Consider the following 16,890-nt stretch of genomic DNA (forward strand, 5'->3'; position numbering starts at 1 on the left):
TATCCGATCTGATCGGACTCGGACCGTCACCGTCGGGTGGTGGACCGCATTCTTCTGTTCCCTGGTTTCCGTGTGTATCCGGGTAGCCGCTTGGTAAGCGGTGGCGAAATCCGGCGTCGTCGACTGTGACATCACATCAATAGCGAAACTCTCGTTGACGCTATGTATCGAATCTGGATACGTTGTTGCCCACCTGATCGGAAGCCTGTCGCCAAGAAGGACGTGATCCAATGGCCGAATCCGAAGTCTCCCGCCGTAGTTTCGTGAAAGGCGCTGCGGCCGGTTCGATCGCCGTCGCCGCCGCGACAGCGACAAGCAGCGGTTTGGTAGGCCTCACCAATGCTTACGCCGCCCCCGACAAGAAAAAAGTAGCTGTGCTGGGTGGCGGTATCGCCGGTCTGACCACCGCGCACGAATTGGTCGAGCGCGGGTTCGAAGTCACCGTGTACGAACGACGTGCCTGGGGTGGTAAAGCCCGCAGTATCGATACACCGCTGCCGGTGGCCGGCGGCCGCCGACCACTGCCGGGCGAGCACGGCTTCCGATTCTTCCCCGGCTACTACTCGGCCATTCCCGACACGATGAGCCGGATCCCCTTCGAGGGCAATGCGCGCGGTGTGCAGGACAACCTCACGGAGGCGCTCACCGCAACCGGCGCGCAGGGAGCCCCCGACATCACGATTCCGTTCGCGCTGGACTTCGACGCGATCGGGTTGGCGGCGAACCCGGAGAAGATCCTCCGGACACTGCTCGGTGGGATGATCTGGCTGCCGAAGCTGCCTATCCCCGATCTCGCCGTTCTGCTCCGGTCGCTGCTGGTCTACTTCACCAGTAGTGACGAGCGCCGGCTCGGCCAGTGGGAGCACACCTCCTTCAAGGATTTCGTCTTGATGGATGGCTCGAACCCCACCTACAGTCTGCTCATCTCCACTGTCACCCGTGCCCTGGTGGCGGCCAAGGAAGAGAAGGCCAGCGCCCGGACGATCTGCAACCAGGCCGAGGGATTCCTGGCCTCCATTCTCCATCGCACCGACGGTCGTTTCCCGGACCAGGTCCTGAACGGGCCGACCAACGAGCGGTGGTTCAACCCGTGGCTGGCCTATCTGGAAAGCCAGGGCGTCAAGTTCCAGATGGGGGCGGAGATCAAGTCCCTGGAAGTCGCCGACGGGCAGATCAAGTCGGTGAAGATCAACTCCGAATCCGGCGAAAGCAATGTCGAGGCCGACTGGTATGTGATGGCCTTCGCCCCGGAGCAGGTGTCGCAATACCTGAGTCCCGAGATCTTGGCGCTGGATCCCGAGCTCGAGCGGATCAAGAAGCTCGAGGTCGACTGGATGAACGGTATCCAGTTCTACCTGAAGACCGATCGGCCGATCGCGCGAGGCCATATCGGATGGATCGACTCGCCCTGGCGACTCACCGGTATCCAGCAGGGCCAGTTCTGGGTCGAGAAGTTCGCCGACACCTACGGTGACGGCAATGCCAAAGATTGCCTCTCACTGTGCATCTCGGACTGGGAGGTGCCCGGTCATGTAGTGCGCAAACCTGCCATGGAGTGCAGCCCGGAGGAAATCGCCAAGGAGGTCTGGTATCAGATCACGACCTCGCAACAGGGCGAGCCACTGGTCCCCGATCTGACGGACCGGGATCTGCACTCGTGGTTCCTCGATCCGGGGTACCGCTGGGATCCGGCCGCGGGCAAGGGCACCAACGAGGACTACTTGATGATCAACACCAAGAGCTCCTGGGAGAATCGTCCCACCGGCCCCACCGAGATCCCGAATTTCTTCCTGGCCGGCGACTACCTGAAGACCGAGGTCGACCTCGCGACGATGGAAGGTGCCTGCGAGGGCGGGCGGCACGCGGCGAACGCCATCCTGGACGCGGCCGGCTCGGACGCGGAGAAGGCGAAGCTGTTGCCGCACCCCACCCTCCGGGAGTTCAACGGCGCCCGTGCGCTCGACGCGAAACGGTATGCGGCCGGCCTGCCCAACATCCTGGATTTCCGCCGGTAATTCAGTTCAGGTCCGGCCGGCCCGGGTCCCCTCGCCGGGCCGGCCGGACCGTCCCCTTCGATAGTGACTGGAGGCAGCCATGGGTTCGATGAGTCCCGCACACTGGCTGATAGTCGTCCTGGTATTCGCGCTGTTCTTCGGCGCCAAGCGGCTCCCGGACGCCGCCCGCAGCCTCGGACGTTCGATGCGGATCTTCAAGTCCGAGGTACAGGTCATGCATGCCGAGCCGGACGCGGAGGCGGCCGATTCGGAGGGTGCGCCCGTGCGACGCCTGCCCGCTGCCGAGCAGTCCGCGCAGGTACCCGAGGCCGAACCGGTCCTGCGGGATTCGGCGCGAGCCTGACAGTTCCGGCGCTGCGCCGGGGCGGGGTGCCGCCGGAGCGATTCGGCGGCACCCACACTGTTCCTGCCGCATCGTCATTCCCAGTGCGATATCACCACCCGAGGCGAGGTCATGGGCATTCTCACCGAACTCCGTCGCGGTAGGCGGCGGTCCAATCCCGACGGTGCCATGCCGTTGGTCGAACATCTACGTGAACTGCGCATCCGGCTGCTGAAATCGCTGGCGGTGGTCGCGGCGACGACGCTGCTGGGGTTCTACTGGTACAGCCATTCGGTTTTCGGGTTGCCCGGTCTAGGCGATATGCTGCGCGAACCGTACTGCTCGCTGCCGCCCGAGGTCCGCGCGGCCATCACCGCGGACGGTACCTGCCGGCTGCTGGCCACCGCGCCGTTCGAGCAGTTCCTCCTGCGGCTGAAAGTGGGCCTCACCGCAGGTATCGTGCTGGCCGCACCGGCCTGGCTCTACCATCTGTGGTCCTTCGTCACGCCGGCCCTGCGCAGTAGCGAACGCCGGTATTCCGTGGGCTTCACCGCCGTGGGTAGCGTGCTGTTCGCGTGCGGTGCGGTGCTGGCCTATATGGTGGTGTCCCACGCCCTGGGCTTCCTGCTCGCGATCGGTGACAATGCACAGATCACGGCGCTCAGCGGCGCCGAATACTTTTCGTTCATGATCCAGCTGCTGGTGATCTTCGGGGTGAGTTTCGAGACCCCGCTGCTCATCGTCGGACTGAATCTGATCGGGGTGCTCGACTACGCCCGGCTCGCGGCGTGGCGGCGCGGAATCATCTTCGGGCTTTTCGTCTTCGCGGCCGTGGTCACCCCGCAGGACCCGCTCTCCATGCTGGCGCTGGCCCTTTCGCTCACGGTCTTGTTCGAGCTGGCTGTGCAGTTCACCCGATGCAACGACAAACGCCGCGCCCGGCGGGCCGAGCGGGCGCTACCCGACGAAATGGTTTCCGAAATACCCGATCCGGAACCGGTCTCCGGCGGCGACGCCTGACCGGGCACGAATAGGCCCCGCGCCCCGGCGCAGCAGCCCGGCCGGGGCGTCCATATCGTGTCATGGTCGTGTCCTGGACCCGCGCCGTTTCATCATCAGAATCAGGAAAACCGATATCGCCAGGCCGAACACCGGCAGGGCTGTTCCACCGAACAAATTCCAGCGCCAGTTGTAGTCGGTGGTGAACCCGACGGGCCCGTCGGCGTCATCATGCAGGTGTACGTCGTCGATCTCGGCCGGGACCGCGTCGCCGTGGCGGACTCGTGCATTATCGCGCAGCGGAATGCCTATCCGGGTGATCGTGCCGTCGTGACCGACGAAATCGCCGGTGAAGGTACATCCGTCCTTGCCACACCGGCGGTCGGTCGGAGTGAAGGTGCCGGACGGTCCATCGGCCAGAGCTGTCCGGGCGTCCAGGCCCATGTCGAGCAGGCCGACGCCGATGCCGACGGAAAAGAGAACAATCACACCGATAAGACCCCAGGTGAACAGCTTGCCGCGCCTTGTCAGCGGCTTTTCGGCTTTCCGCATGGTCACGGAGCCCACCCGATCCGCATCGACGACGGTGACTTCTGGCCCCGGCTACCCCTGGTGCCGGGCATCGGTCTGTGCGGGTCTCGAATCACCAGGTGAGAGTACGGGTAGGCCGACGCATACGAACTCTGAGCCCTGAATCTGCAGAATCTCATTCCCGGGAGACAATTCTTACGGAGCTTTTCGTCTATTCTGCACAACATTCGCTCGCCAACGACATCGACCGCCTCGCTGGCGGACCGGAGACGATGTGTCCGTGACGAGTAAATGTGGTCGAATTTCAGGCGATATGTGGAGTCGATAAATCGGGCCATGGGATTTCTATCGTCCCGGAGGTCGAGAATTGATTTGAAGACCTGTGTCGATCCAGCGGAACTCCGGCATCCGCGAACCACGTCAGCCCGGCATACCGGAGATCCATCCGGCGGCCGTCGATCCCGAACGAGATTCGGGTCAGGTCGGTGGGTTCAGTTGTGCGGCCCACACCCCGAAGAGTTCCCGGAGAACCGATCCGACCACGAGCGAGGGCCGCGCACTATCTACCCTGGCTCCAGGGCGTTACTCTCCGCCCATCGGCAGCCCGCGAATCCGGTCAGGCCGCCACACTGGGATGCTGCTCAACCGGCGGGACCGCGCGGGTGGCCCGACGGCGTTGCCGCCTGCGTGGATCGGCTGGATCCGCAGTCGGCGTGAGAGCCGTTCAGTGTATTCGCCCGCCGGACAACTGCTTACGTGGTTGGTGAATGCAGTCCTCGCGGACGTCAACTCGAGGTGTAGCGTGCGAGGGTGGAGGCGACGTCGAGAATCATGTCTTCCTGGCCGCCGATAACGCCGCGCCTACCGAGTTCCAGCAGAATGTCGCGGGCGGGGACGCCGAACTTTTTCGCCGCCCGCTTTGTCGGATGGAAGAAGGTCGAGTAGACACCGGCGTAGCCGAGTAGCAGTGCGGTCTCGTCGATGATCTGGGGTTCTTTCATGATCGGGGCCACAACATGTTCGGCGGTCTCGATCAACGGGAACATATCGACACCGGTCTCCCATCCAGCGCGTTCGAAAGCGGCGGCGAGGACTTCGGTCTGGGCGTTTCCGGCGCTCGCACCGAGACCGCGAAGCGATCCATCGATGAACGTGGCGCCGTGCTCAGCGGCGGCCAGGGCATTGGCGATGCCGACGCCGAGGTTGTTGTGCGCGTGAAAGCCGATATCCGCGGAGATCGCCTGCCGGAGGGCGGCGACACGCTCTGCCGCGTGCCGGGGGACCATCGCGCCTGCCGAGTCCACGACGTAGACGACGTCGGCGCCGTAGGAGTCGAGCGCTGCGGCCTGTTCCGCGAGTGGTCCGGGTTCGAGTTTGTGGCTCATCATCAAGAAGGTCATCACGGTCAGACCCTGGTCCTTGGCCCACTGGATGGGCTGCTGCGCGCAGTCGGCCTCGGTGCAGTGCACCGCGACGCGGACGGTCCCGATACCGGCGTCGACGGCTTCCTGCAGTTCGGCGAGCGTGGCGATTCCGGGGACGTACAGGGCCGCGATGGTGGCATTGTCGACTGCATCGACAGCGGCACGGATGTATTCGGGATCGGTCGCGGCCGCGAAACCGTACTGGATGGACGAGGCGCCCAATCCGATACCGTGCGCGACCTCTATCGTCGCTACCCCGGCCCGGTCGAGGCCGCGGGCGATATCGGCGACATTGCGTGGCGTGAATTGATGCGATACCGAGGACATCCCGTCACGCAGGGTGGTGTCGACGATCGTGACCTTTTGCTGTGCGCGGTTGTTCACTGTGCTGCTCCGTAGTCGATATTCTGCTGGGCGATGACATCGGCGACCCGAGCGGCGGCGGCGGTGATGATATCGAGGTTCCCGGCGTAGGTCGGCAGGAAATCGCCGGCGCCGACGACCTCGAGCATCACGGTCACCAGATCACCCTCGACGTCGATGAGTCGCAGCGAGTATCCGGGGACATAGCGCTGAACCTTCGCGACCATGCCGACGACCGCCTGCTCGATGGCCTCGGTATCGGGATTGCGGACCTCGGCGTAGACCGTGTCGCGCATATTCATCGGCGGCTCGGCCGGATTGATCACCGAGATCGCTTTGGCGCGATCGGCGCCGCCGACCCGTACTAGTGCCTTGCCGGTCTTTTCGCTGAACTCGCTGAGGTTCTGGCGGGTGCCGGGGCCGGCGCTGGGTGCGGCGATGGCGGCGACGATCTCCCCATAGGAGACGTCGGCGACCTGGTTGATCGCGTACAGGATCGGGATGGTCGCCTGACCCGCGCAACTGATCATGTTCACGTTCGGTGACGACAGATGCTCGTCGAGGTTCACCGCGGGAACGACCCAGGGGCCCACGGATGCGGGTGTCAGGTCGATGGTGGTGATACCGGCTTCGGCGTATCGGGGTGCCGCGGCGGCATGAACTTTCGCCGAGGTGGCTTCGAAGACGATATCGGGGAGCTCGGACCGGGACAGCAGCCAATCGATGCCCCCGGCCGAAGTCTCGATGCCCGCGCGGCGCGCCCGCGCCAACCCTTCACTGTCCGGGTCGATACCCACCATGGACCGGAGCTCGACGTGTTCGGATCTCCGCAACTTGTACATCAGGTCGGTTCCGATATTGCCGGAGCCGACGATCGCGGCGGTTCTGCGAATCATAGAGGTGCCTCTCACTGGAATCTGCCGGCATCGGCAGGACCGGGTGCGGCGGCAACGATGAGTCCGTGCGGTTCGCCCCTCGGCTGGTCACCGAGAGGAAACCATCGGAGGGCCGGGAAAGGGCGGACAATCGGAATAGCCGGACAGCAACCACGCAGAGAGCCGTCTGTGATCGGTTCAGCCGGACGCGGGCCGGTGGTGGTGTTGGCCGGTGTACTGGACCGATGATCGGGACACTTCGATGGCTGTGTCCCGGTCCGCCGGGCAGGATCCACGGGACCGATCCATGACCGCAGGGAGTAGTGCAGTGACCTTCACCGTCGATATAGGGGCAGCGCGCGTCCGGCAGCTCACCGAATTGGCGCGCTGGCTCTTCCCGGTCACAGAGCTGTTCCCGGGCGCCGACGAAGGTGCCGAGCGCACTGCCGCTTCCTTGCCGGCGCAGTTCGTGGACCCCGAGACCGGGGATCTGGTTCTCGCGATCCATACCTACGTGATCGATATCGGTGGTCGGACGCTCGTGGTCGACACCGGCAACGGCAACCACAAAGAGCGGCCGAATCTGGTGGCGCACCATATGTTCGACACCGATTGGGAGGAGCGGTTCGCGGCGACCGGGCATTCGCCGGCCGACGTGGACCTGGTGGTGAGTACCCATCTGCATCCGGATCACTGTGGCTGGAACACCCGGCTCGTCGACGGGGTGTGGGTTCCGACGTTCGGTCGGGCGACCTATGTGTTCGGCGCCGTCGAACTGGCCGAACTACAAGCTCTGGCGGCGAGCCCGTCGCCGGACCCTGCCGCGTCGGATCTCGTGCGGACCTATCACGACAGTGTCCGGCCGGTTCTGGAGCAGTCCGCGTGGATCACGGTCGACGACGGCCATATTCTGGCCGAGGACGGCAGTACGAGCATTGTGCTGCGGTCCGGCCCCGGCCATACCGCCGGGCATCAGATCGTCGAGATCCGTTCCCCTGATCGCAGCGCGGTCCTCTCCGGCGACGTCGTCCACCACCCGATCCAGTTCTGCTGCGCGCATCTGATCCAAGGGGGTGATGCGGATTCGCTCGCCGCCCGCCGGACCCGCGAAATCCTGCTCGAACGCTGCGCCCGGGAAGGTTCGCTACTGATGCCCGCCCACTTCCCGATGGACGCGCCGGTAACCGTTTCGTTCGACGCCGCCGGCCGGCCCTCGGCTCCCGCTCTGCTCGTCTGATCCGACAGCACGGTTCGCATCCATCCGCCGTACGCGATCGCGTACGGCGGATGAGCCGTGCTCGAGGGTGCGCACGGTTGCTTCCGTCCTGCCCGCCTGCCGAGATACGGGCCGGGATCCGCGTCAGGGGTCCGAAGTGCGGGAATTCGGGCCGTTCGGGTGGCGCGGTCCGGTGGCACCCGCCAAATTGTGTTCCGATCAACGGGACTTTATGGTTGGGAAATCGGCAGTGCGACGCGCATCGTTCCCGTGTCGCGCATCACAGTGGATGCGCTGAGAACAAGAGGTGGAACATGCGCCAGCAAACTACTCCGGCGGAAGTCCGGGACCCCGTGGGCGCTCGGACGATCCGTAAGGTGATGCTGCGGTTCATGCCGATCATCGGATCGGCGTACATAGTCCTGTATTTGGACCGGCTCAATATCGGCGTCGCCGGGCTGACGATGAACGAGGAACTCGGAATCTCCGCGTCGATGTTCGGCTTCGCGGCGGGTATCTACTTCTGGAGCTACACGGTCTGCGAGCCGCCGAGCAACTACATCCTCACCAAAGTGGGGGCGCGGCGGTGGATCACCCGGATCATGATCACCTGGGGAATCGTCACCATCGCGACGGGCTTCGTACAGGGGGCGACGACTCTGGTCGTGTGCCGGTTCCTGCTCGGCATCGCGGAGGCGGGATTCTCGCCCGGCATGCTGTACTTCGTCTCCCGCTGGTTCCCGAACCAGGACCGCGGCCGTTCGATGTCGTGGATCGTCGGATTCATCTGCCTGTCGGGTCTCGGGACGCCGATCACCACACACCTGCTGGAGATGGACGGATTCCTCGGCTTGTCCGGGTGGCGGTGGGTCTTCGTCCTCACCGGCGTTCCGGCGGTGATCATGGCCTTCGTCTGTTTCCGGGTGCTGCGCGACACCCCCGCCGAGGCGGAGTTCCTCACCGACGAGGAGCGCGGCTGGCTCACGAACAAGCTCGACGAGGAGGCCGCGGACACCGAGTCGGCCGCGGGCTCGCACAGTTTCTGGCAGGGCCTGGTGCATCCTCGGGTCCTGGTCCTGATCTCGGTGTTCATCTGCTTCACTTTCAGCCTGAACGGCTTCCAGATCTGGATGCCGCAGATCTACCGGCAGTTCGGTATGACCAATACCCAGATCGGGTGGGTCGCCGCTCTGCCGGCGCTCCTGGCGATCGGGCCGATGATCTGGTGGACCCGGCACAGTGATCGCCGCGGCGAACGGCCGGTGCATTTCGCGATCGCGGCCGGTGTCGCGGCACTCGGATTCGCGATCGCCGCCATGTTCTTCCAGACCCCGCTCGTCGCGATCATCGGCTTCTGCGTGGCCGGTATCGGCCTCTACAGCTCGATGGGCATCTTCATGACGATGCCGTCCAGTTTCCTCACCGGGGTGGCCCTCGCCGCCGGATTCGGCGTGATCAACGGTATGGGCAACCTCGGCGGTTACTTCGGTCCGCAGGTCACCGGCTGGATCAAGGACACGACCGGCAGTTTCACACCCGCGATCAGTGTCTACGCGCTGGTCCTCGTGCTTGCCGCGGTGATCGTCCTCGCCCTGGAGTTCGCGACGCGGAATTCACGTTCCACCGCGGACGGTACCGGCGTGAGCGCCGGGATCGAACGGGGCTGACGTCCGGCGAACCGGCCGGGAAAAGTCCCGATGATCGGTACGAGTTCGTTCTTCTCGGCGATGTCGGCCGACATCATCGACACGATTTCACACCGCCCCGGCGTTCGGCGGTGTTCGACACTCGAGGTGAGTATGAGTAGATACTTCGGCCCGCTCCGACAGCTGGGCTACGTGGTGAACGATATAGACGGTGCGATGAAGCACTGGGTAGAGGTGACCGGCGTGGGCCCGTTCTTCTACATCGACGATCAGCCGCTCACGGGTTTCCGGTTTCGTGGCCGGCACGCGTCGCCGCGATTCAGCGTCGCCCTCGCCCAGAGCGGGGACACCCAGATCGAACTGATCCAGCAGCGCAACGACGAACCGTCCGCATTCAAGGAGTTCACCGACCGCGGGTTCCAAGGGCTGCAGCACGTGGCCTACTGGACCACCGATTTCGACCGCCTCCGAGCCGCCGCGCGCGAACGTGGGGCGACCGAATTGCAGAGTGGTGTCTCCGGAAGCGGTTCCCCCGACGAACGATTCGTCTACTTCGAGGAGGGGCCCTTCCCGGGGACTGTCATCGAACTGTCCGAGGTGAATGGGCGCAAAGGCGAACTGTTCCGCGCCGTCGCGGCCGCCGCTGTCGGCTGGACCGGTGACGATCCGGTCCGCGATATGCGAACGGTGCTCGGCTCGTGACGGCGCAGGTGGCCGTCGTCACCGGCGGGGCCTCCGGGATCGGACGGGCTACGTGTGACCGGTTCGTAGCTCTCGGATGGAACGTGGTGGTGGCCGACCGCACCCCGTCCGGATCCCGGGACTCGCGGGACAGGGTGCTCGACGTGCAGACCGATGTCACAGATGAGGGTGACATCGCTCGGCTCGTCGAGGCCACCGTCGACCGGTTCGGAAGGGCCGACGCCGTGGTGACCAGCGCCGGCATCGCCCGCAATGCCCCTGTGCGGCAGACCACGCCCGACCACTTCCGGCACACACTCGAGGTCAACCTGGTCGCCACGTTCACCGTCGTACGTGCCTTCGCCGATCTGCTCGCCGCCGACGATGGTGGTTCGGTGGTGACGATCTCCTCGGTCTCCGGACTGCGCGGCAGCCAGGATCGCGCGGCGTACTCGGCGTCGAAGGGTGGCGTGATCGCGCTGACCGGCCAGCTCGCCTTCGAACTCGCCGAAGAAGGAATCCGGGTCAATTGTGTCGCCCCGGGATCCACCCTCACCCCGCTCGCTCGCACCGGGCAGGGCAAGGGCGCGAAAGAAAAGATCCTCGAGGCGATTCCGTTGCGCCGCTATGCCGAACCCGAAGAGATCGCCGAGGTCATCACATTCCTGGCCGGATCCAGAGCGGGGTTCGTCACGGGCCAGACGTGGACGGTCGACGGCGGCCAGTCGATCGGCGCCGGCTGGCGCGTGCCGAAAGGGGACAGCAATGCCCGGTAGGTCGAAGCCGATCGTCATCGGCGTGCACGTCAACGAGAACGCGATGCGCGACCCCAATCCGCATATCCCGTGGACACCCGACGAGATCGCCGCGACCGCGGCCGCGAGCCGGGCTGCGGGAGCGTCGCTGATGCACTTCCACGGCCGGACCCCGGACGGTGGAGTGGACCATTCGGCGCGGACCTACGCCGAGATCATCGAGAAGGTCCGTACCGAGGCCGACCTGCTGCTCGCACCCGCGCCCGCCAACGTCGCGGGGTGGTCGGTCTCCCAGCGGCTGTCCAACCTCGCGCCGAATCAGGGACGCCCGGAGACCAGATCCGACTTCCTGATCATCGAAATGGGTCTCGCGTCGATGGATCTGGTCGATCCGCGGTCGGGCGGCTTCGTCACCGACGACCGAGTGTTCCTCAACGACACCCGGACACAGGCCGAACTGCTCGATCGGGCCGGCGAACTCGGGATGACGCCGTACCTGGTGTCGTTCAATGTCAGCTGGACCCGGTCCATCATCGCGCACGCCCGATGCCGGCCCTTGCCGGCGCCCCTGGCGGTGGCGTTCGTCCTCGGCGGCGAAGAGTTCCCCGCGGCGCATCCGGCCACCGCGGCCGGTTTGCGGGCGCAGCTGGACCTCTTGCCGGGAGATCTCACGATCGAGTGGATCGTCTCCGCGTACCGCGGCAATGTGCTCGAAGCCGCCGAAGAGGCCATCCGCCGCGGCGGGCATGTCGCGATCGGCGCCGGCGACCACCATTACGGCGAACTCGGCTACCTGTCCACCCCCGAACTCGTCGCCCACGTGGCCGAGCTGGCGCGCCGGTACGGCCGGGAACCCGCCACCCCCGACCAGGCGCGTGAACTGCTGGGAGTACCCGCGTGAGGCCGGTCGATATCGCGGGCACCGCACCGCGACTCGTGTACCGGGCCGCCGCTGGTCGGGTCTGGGTCACCGACTCGATCGCCTTCGCCGGACCGCGCCACCGGGGCGATATCCTCGTCACCGGATCGCACGGCGGTACCAGCGCCGGCGAGTACGCCGCCTCCTTCGGTGTGGCGGTCGTGGTGTGCAACGACGCGGGTATCGGCAAGAACCGGGCCGGCGTCGCGGGACTGGCCGCGGTGGCCGGCCGGGCGATCGCGGGAGTAGCGGTCTCGCACGACAGTGCCCGGATCGGCGACGGTACCGACGTGTGGGAGCACGGCGTCGTCAGCTACGTCAACGACGTGGCGCGCCGGGACGGCATCCGCGTCGGGGCACCACTACGCGAACAGATCCTCGCTCTCATCGAAAGGAGCAAGTCCTGATGTTCCGCAGCATCATCGGCGCGGAGAACGGCCGGCAGATCGTCGTCATGGACAGCATGTCCCAGGCGGAGACCGATGACACCGGCCGGATCCTCGTCGCGGCGTCGAACGGCGGGCAGGAATCGGGCCGGCTGGCGATCGAGATCGGTCCCGCGCTCGCGGTGTTCAACGATGCCGGAATCGGCAAGGACGACGCCGGTATCGCCGGCGTCGTCGCGATGGGGGAGGCCGGGGTCCCCGGCGCGACCGTCGGCCACGAATCCGCCGAGATCAGCAACGGGATGGATATGTGGCACCACGGCGTCCTCTCCTATGTCAACGGTCCGGCCCGGGCGGCCGGACTGCGGGTGGGGGACACCGTTCACACCGGAGTCCGCGCGTTCGCGCAACGGTTCCCATCGGAACGTCACGACATGTCCGGGGGACGCCCATGACCGGTCGGCACTTCGTCAACGAGCCCGAGAACGTCACCCGTGAGGCGCTCGAAGGTCTGCAGTTGCTGTACCCGGAGATGCTCGTCTGCCACCGCGATCCGGCATATGTCGTGCGAGCGAGAGGATCTCGGCCGAAGGTGGCATTGGTGTCCGGCGGCGGCGCCGGCCACGAGCCGCTGCACGCCCAGTTCGTCGGCGCCGGCATGCTCGACGCGGCGGTGCCGGGGGCAGTGTTCTCCAGCCCTACCGCGCTGCAGGTGCGCGCGGCGATCGAGGCCGTCGAGACCGGTCACGGCACGCTGCTGATCGTGAAGAACTACACCGGCGACATGCTGAACTTCTCGATCGCGGCGGAGTTGCTCACCGGGTCCGTGACCACCGAGATCGTGGTCGTCGACGACGATCTGGCCACCGCCGGCGGCCCGGCGGGCGGTCCGGGCCGCCGGGGTACCGCGGGCGTGGTCGCGGTGGAGAAGATCTGCGGTGCCGCGGCCGAACGGGGCCGGTCGCTGGCCGATATCGCGGATCTGGGCCGCCGGGTGGTGGCAGCGTCGTCCACACTCGGCATCGCGCTCCGCGCGGGCACCCCACCGGGCCACACCCGGCCCTCGTTCGACCTGGCCACCGACGAAATCGAATTCGGGGTCGGTATTCACGGCGAGCGTGGCCGCGGCACCCGTCCGGTGGCGCCGGTGGGGGTATTGGTCGACGAACTCGTCGAACAACTGATCGGCGGCGGGCGGGTGGGCCCGGGCGACGATGTGATCGCGATCGTCAACGGGCTCGGCGCCACTCACGACCTGGAACTCGCCATCGCCACCAGAGAACTTGCCCGGGCGCTGGGCGAACGGGGAATCGGGTACGCCCGCCTGCTCGCCGGCTCGCTTGTCACCTCGTTCGATATGCACGGACTGTCGATCACCCTCGTGCGCGCGACAGACGAGTTCGTCGAGCTGTGGAACGACCCGGTCAGCACACCGGCACTCATATGGTGACCCCACCGGTGCGAGCGTTTCGGAGGAATGAATGACCACGCTGCAGCTCGATTCGACGCGTCACTGGATCGCGAGGTTCGCCGCCGACGTGGAAGCACAGGTCGACGCGCTGACCGAGCTGGACCGGCTGATCGGAGACGGCGACTTCGGCCTCAATCTGCGTTCGGCCGTCCGTGCCACGCTGGCTGGAATCGAGGCCGACCCACCGGCCCGGCCCGGTGCGGTGTTCACCCGGCTCTCGGACGCTTTTCTCGGAACCGGGGGGACGAGCGGTCCGCTTCTCGGTCTGTGGTTCGGCCGCATCGCCGATATCCGCGGCGAGGCGGTCTCCGCCGCGGACCTCGCCGCCGCGGTCGATACCGCCACCCGCGCGGTGCAACGGCTCGGCAAGGCGGAGGTGGGGCACAAGACGATGGTCGACGCGATGGCGCCGGCCGCGGCGGCACTGCTCGCCGCCGCCGAGACCTGTGACGACGTCACCGCGGCGCTGGTTGCCGCGCGCGACGCCGCCGTGGCGGGCGCCGAGTCGACCCGCGCGTTGCCGGCCCTGCGTGGCCGGGCGAGCTACGTCGGCGACCACGCCCGTGGTGTCGTCGATCCGGGTGCGCTGGCGATCGCGATGTTCTTCGCAGCCGCCGTACGGACGGGAGTGGACGCATGACCGCACTGCGCGACAAAGTGATCGTCACGGTAGCTCCCACCGGCGGGTTCCTCACCAAGGCCGACCACCCGTATGTACCCACTCAACCGGAGGAGATCGCCGCGGACGTCGCCCGGTGTCATTCGGCCGGGGCGTCGATGGCAGCACTGCACGCGCGCCGTCCCGACGACGAGGCGACCTGTGACGCGCGGATCTACCGGCGGATCAACGATCTCGTCCGGGAACGCTGCGACATCGTGGTCAACAACTCCACCGGTGGTGGCGTCAACGGGGACATGGTGCGGACACGTGACGACGGAACGAGGGTCGTGGACTGGTCCGCACGTCTCGACGGACTCGGTGGCGGAGCGGACACCTGCACCCTCGACGCGATCACCGCCTACGTCACGTCACCGTCCGGCGAAACCCTGATGGACACCCCACCCAGCCGGGCCGCCGAACTCGCCGCCGCCATGCGGGCCCGCGGAATCAAACCCGAATGGGAGGCATTCGGCCCCTCCCACCTGCTGCAGGAGATCAGTACCCTCACGGCCGGCGAACCGGGCCCACACCTGGTGAACATGGTCCTCGGCCTCGACCGCGTCTTCCAGAACGCACTCCCGTACACCCCGGCCATCCTGCAGCAGATGGTCGATGTCCTGCCCGCGAACTCGGTGTTCTCGGTGAGCATCAGCGGAAGCGAGCAGATGCGGGGTCTCACCCACGCCCTCCTGCTGGGCGGGCACGTCCGCGTCGGCATCGAGGACAACCCGTGTCTGGTGCCACGGAGACCGACCGAGAACGTGCGATTCGTCGAGCACATCGTCGGCATCGTCGAACGGCTGGGCCTGACCCCCGCGAGTCCGGAAGAGACCCGGCTGATCCTCGGACTGAAAGGACCCTCCGATGAACACTCCGATGAACACTGAGCGCCCGTTACGGTCCCTGGAGTGGTTCGCCGGCAACGATCTCAACGCCTTCGTCCACCGCTCCTGGATGAAGAATCAAGGCATTCCGGACCGCATGTTCGACGGCCGTCCGGTGATCGGCATCTGCAACACCTGGTCGGAACTGACGCCGTGCAACGCGCACTTCCGTGATCTGGCCGAACAGGTGCGACTCGGCGTGATCGAGGCCGGGGGCTTCCCGGTCGAGTTCCCCGTCACCTCGCTCGGCGAGACGATCATCCGGCCGACGACGATGCTCTACCGCAACCTGGTGAGCATGGACGTCGAGGAGTCCATCCGCGCCAACCCGATCGACGGCGTCGTCCTGCTCTGCGGCTGCGACAAGACCACACCGGCGCTGCTGATGGGAGCCGCGAGCTGCGATCTCCCGACGATCGTGGTGTCCGGCGGACCGATGCTCAGCGGTCGGCACGAGGGCCGCACCATCGGCTCGGGCACCTCGGTGTTCGCGATGAGCGAGGCGGTGCGCGCCGGAACGATGAGCGAATGCGCCTTCCGGGCCGCGGAATCGGCGACCTCCCGGTCGCCCGGTCACTGCAACACCATGGGCACCGCGTCGACAATGGCCTCGCTCACCGAGGCCCTGGGTCTCGCGCTGCCGGGCAATGCCGCGATCCCCGCGGTCGATTCGCGGCGGCGAGTCCACGCCCGCGACAGCGGCGTCCGGATCGTCGAGATGGTGGCCGAAGACCTCCGGATGTCCACCGTGGTGACCCGCGAATCGTTCGAGAATGCGATCCGTGTCAACGCTGCGATCGGCGGGTCCACCAATGCGGTGGTCCACCTGCTGGCTCTCGCCGGCCGCCTCGAACTGCCGCTGGAACTGGCGGATTTCGCCGAGCAGACGCGCGATATCCCACTTCTGGTCAACCTCATGCCCGCGGGCAGCTACCTGATGGAGGACTTCTACTACGCCGGCGGCCTGCCCGCGGTGCTCGCGGAACTCGGCGATCTACTGCACACCGACGCCCGCACGGTGACCGGCCGGACACTCGGTGAGAACGTGGAATCCGCGCCCATCTGGAACGACGACGTCATCCGCCGACGTGATAAACCGCTACAGGAAGATGCCGGAATAACCGTGCTGGCAGGCAATCTCGCACCGAACGGGGCGGTCGTCAAAACCTCGGCGGCGTCGCGGCACCTGCTGCGGCATATCGGCCGGGCCGTCGTGTTCCACGGCATGGACGATTTCCGGGCCCGGGTCGATGCGCCGGATCTCGCTATCGAACCCGATGATGTCATCGTGCTCACCGGGGTAGGGCCGGTCGGCGCCCCGGGTATGCCGGAGGTGGGCAATCTCCCCATACCTCGCCGCCTGCTCGAACGCGGCGTCACCGATATGGTGCGGATCTCCGACGCCAGGATGAGCGGAACCGCCTACGGAACAGTCGTTCTGCACGTCGCGCCCGAAGCGGCCGTCGGTGGACCGCTCGCGCTGGTCCGCGACGGAGACCGGATCGAACTCGATATCCCGGGTGCAACGCTGCGATTGCACGTCGACACCGAGGAACTGGCCCGGCGCCGGGCGGCGTTCGTACCCGCCGGCGAGGTCCCCGCCAGCGGCTACCGCCGGTTGTTCGTCGATCACGTCCTGCAAGCCGATCGCGGCGTCGACTTCGATTTCCTCGTCGGTAAACGCGGGACCGCCGTGCAGGGCGACAACCATTGACCGTCCACAACCACCGAACAGGAGCACA

17 protein-coding genes are annotated in these 16,890 nt (G+C 66.3%); 14 read left to right on the forward strand and 3 right to left on the reverse strand.

The annotated features are described in order from the left end of the window. The first annotated feature begins 230 nt into the window (after positions 1-230). The 3 genes from ACWEWT_RS02695 to tatC all read left to right on the forward strand — a co-directional run bounded on the left by ACWEWT_RS02695 (position 231) and on the right by tatC (position 3,357). Entirely contained in the window at positions 231-2,015 is a 1,785-nt protein-coding gene (locus ACWEWT_RS02695) for a hydroxysqualene dehydroxylase (RefSeq protein WP_452555462.1), read from the forward strand. A gap of 79 nt (positions 2,016-2,094) precedes the next feature. Next, positions 2,095-2,358 (forward strand): Sec-independent protein translocase subunit TatA, encoded by a 264-nt coding sequence (gene tatA / locus ACWEWT_RS02700; protein ID WP_452555464.1) that lies wholly within the window; start codon positions 2,095-2,097, stop codon positions 2,356-2,358. A gap of 111 nt (positions 2,359-2,469) precedes the next feature. Then, positions 2,470-3,357: a twin-arginine translocase subunit TatC gene (tatC, locus tag ACWEWT_RS02705; protein ID WP_452555466.1), complete on the forward strand. Its 888-nt coding sequence runs from the start codon at positions 2,470-2,472 to the stop codon at positions 3,355-3,357. Positions 3,358-3,417: 60 nt separating this feature from the next. On the opposite strand, the gene ACWEWT_RS02710 is transcribed toward tatC, so the two are convergent. From ACWEWT_RS02710 to ACWEWT_RS02720, 3 genes are all read right to left on the reverse strand, one after another. After that, the gene (locus tag ACWEWT_RS02710) at positions 3,418-3,888 is read right to left on the reverse strand and encodes a hypothetical protein (RefSeq protein ID WP_452555468.1); all 471 of its coding nucleotides are present in this window, start codon (positions 3,886-3,888) and stop codon (positions 3,418-3,420) included. A 764-nt stretch (positions 3,889-4,652) separates the two neighbouring features. Then, positions 4,653-5,675, reverse strand: coding sequence for a 4-hydroxy-2-oxovalerate aldolase (dmpG, locus tag ACWEWT_RS02715; protein WP_452555470.1), 1,023 nt, complete (start codon positions 5,673-5,675; stop codon positions 4,653-4,655). Continuing rightward, positions 5,672-6,550, reverse strand: coding sequence for an acetaldehyde dehydrogenase (acetylating) (locus tag ACWEWT_RS02720; protein ID WP_452555472.1), 879 nt, complete (start codon positions 6,548-6,550; stop codon positions 5,672-5,674). The genes dmpG and ACWEWT_RS02720 overlap by 4 nt, the downstream gene beginning before the upstream one ends. Positions 6,551-6,857: 307 nt before the next feature. Between ACWEWT_RS02720 and ACWEWT_RS02725 the strand changes: the two genes are divergently transcribed. The 11 genes from ACWEWT_RS02725 to ACWEWT_RS02775 all read left to right on the forward strand — a co-directional run bounded on the left by ACWEWT_RS02725 (position 6,858) and on the right by ACWEWT_RS02775 (position 16,862). Next, a complete protein-coding gene (locus ACWEWT_RS02725) occupies positions 6,858-7,766 on the forward strand; it encodes an MBL fold metallo-hydrolase (RefSeq protein ID WP_452555474.1) in 909 nt (302 codons plus the stop codon). Between the two features lie 293 nt (positions 7,767-8,059). Next, positions 8,060-9,412, forward strand: coding sequence for an MFS transporter (locus tag ACWEWT_RS02730; RefSeq protein ID WP_452555476.1), 1,353 nt, complete (start codon positions 8,060-8,062; stop codon positions 9,410-9,412). A 132-nt stretch (positions 9,413-9,544) separates the two neighbouring features. Then, positions 9,545-10,093, forward strand: a complete 549-nt coding sequence (locus ACWEWT_RS02735; protein ID WP_452555478.1) for a VOC family protein — start codon at positions 9,545-9,547, stop codon at positions 10,091-10,093. Further along, positions 10,090-10,848 (forward strand): SDR family NAD(P)-dependent oxidoreductase, encoded by a 759-nt coding sequence (locus ACWEWT_RS02740; protein WP_452555480.1) that lies wholly within the window; start codon positions 10,090-10,092, stop codon positions 10,846-10,848. The genes ACWEWT_RS02735 and ACWEWT_RS02740 overlap by 4 nt, the downstream gene beginning before the upstream one ends. Further along, the gene (locus tag ACWEWT_RS02745) at positions 10,838-11,728 is read left to right on the forward strand and encodes a 3-keto-5-aminohexanoate cleavage protein (RefSeq protein WP_452555482.1); all 891 of its coding nucleotides are present in this window, start codon (positions 10,838-10,840) and stop codon (positions 11,726-11,728) included. The genes ACWEWT_RS02740 and ACWEWT_RS02745 overlap by 11 nt, the downstream gene beginning before the upstream one ends. Next, entirely contained in the window at positions 11,725-12,153 is a 429-nt protein-coding gene (locus ACWEWT_RS02750) for a hypothetical protein (protein ID WP_452555483.1), read from the forward strand. Before ACWEWT_RS02745 ends, ACWEWT_RS02750 begins: the two co-directional genes overlap by 4 nt. Then, positions 12,153-12,587: a hypothetical protein gene (locus ACWEWT_RS02755; protein ID WP_452555485.1), complete on the forward strand. Its 435-nt coding sequence runs from the start codon at positions 12,153-12,155 to the stop codon at positions 12,585-12,587. The genes ACWEWT_RS02750 and ACWEWT_RS02755 overlap by 1 nt, the downstream gene beginning before the upstream one ends. Continuing rightward, complete coding sequence (locus ACWEWT_RS02760; protein ID WP_452555486.1) at positions 12,584-13,582, forward strand: dihydroxyacetone kinase subunit DhaK; 999 nt, start codon at positions 12,584-12,586, stop codon at positions 13,580-13,582. The genes ACWEWT_RS02755 and ACWEWT_RS02760 overlap by 4 nt, the downstream gene beginning before the upstream one ends. 31 nt (positions 13,583-13,613) lie before the next feature. Beyond that, positions 13,614-14,243 carry a dihydroxyacetone kinase subunit DhaL gene (gene dhaL / locus ACWEWT_RS02765; RefSeq protein WP_452555488.1) on the forward strand — a complete coding sequence of 210 codons (630 nt, stop codon included), beginning with the start codon at positions 13,614-13,616 and terminating at the stop codon, positions 14,241-14,243. Continuing rightward, the gene (locus ACWEWT_RS02770; protein WP_452555490.1) at positions 14,240-15,151 is read left to right on the forward strand and encodes a 3-keto-5-aminohexanoate cleavage protein; all 912 of its coding nucleotides are present in this window, start codon (positions 14,240-14,242) and stop codon (positions 15,149-15,151) included. Before dhaL ends, ACWEWT_RS02770 begins: the two co-directional genes overlap by 4 nt. Further along, the gene (locus tag ACWEWT_RS02775; protein ID WP_452555491.1) at positions 15,141-16,862 is read left to right on the forward strand and encodes an IlvD/Edd family dehydratase; all 1,722 of its coding nucleotides are present in this window, start codon (positions 15,141-15,143) and stop codon (positions 16,860-16,862) included. The genes ACWEWT_RS02770 and ACWEWT_RS02775 overlap by 11 nt, the downstream gene beginning before the upstream one ends. Positions 16,863-16,890 lie beyond the last annotated feature (28 nt).

This window comes from Nocardia sp. NPDC003963 (assembly GCF_053605105.1).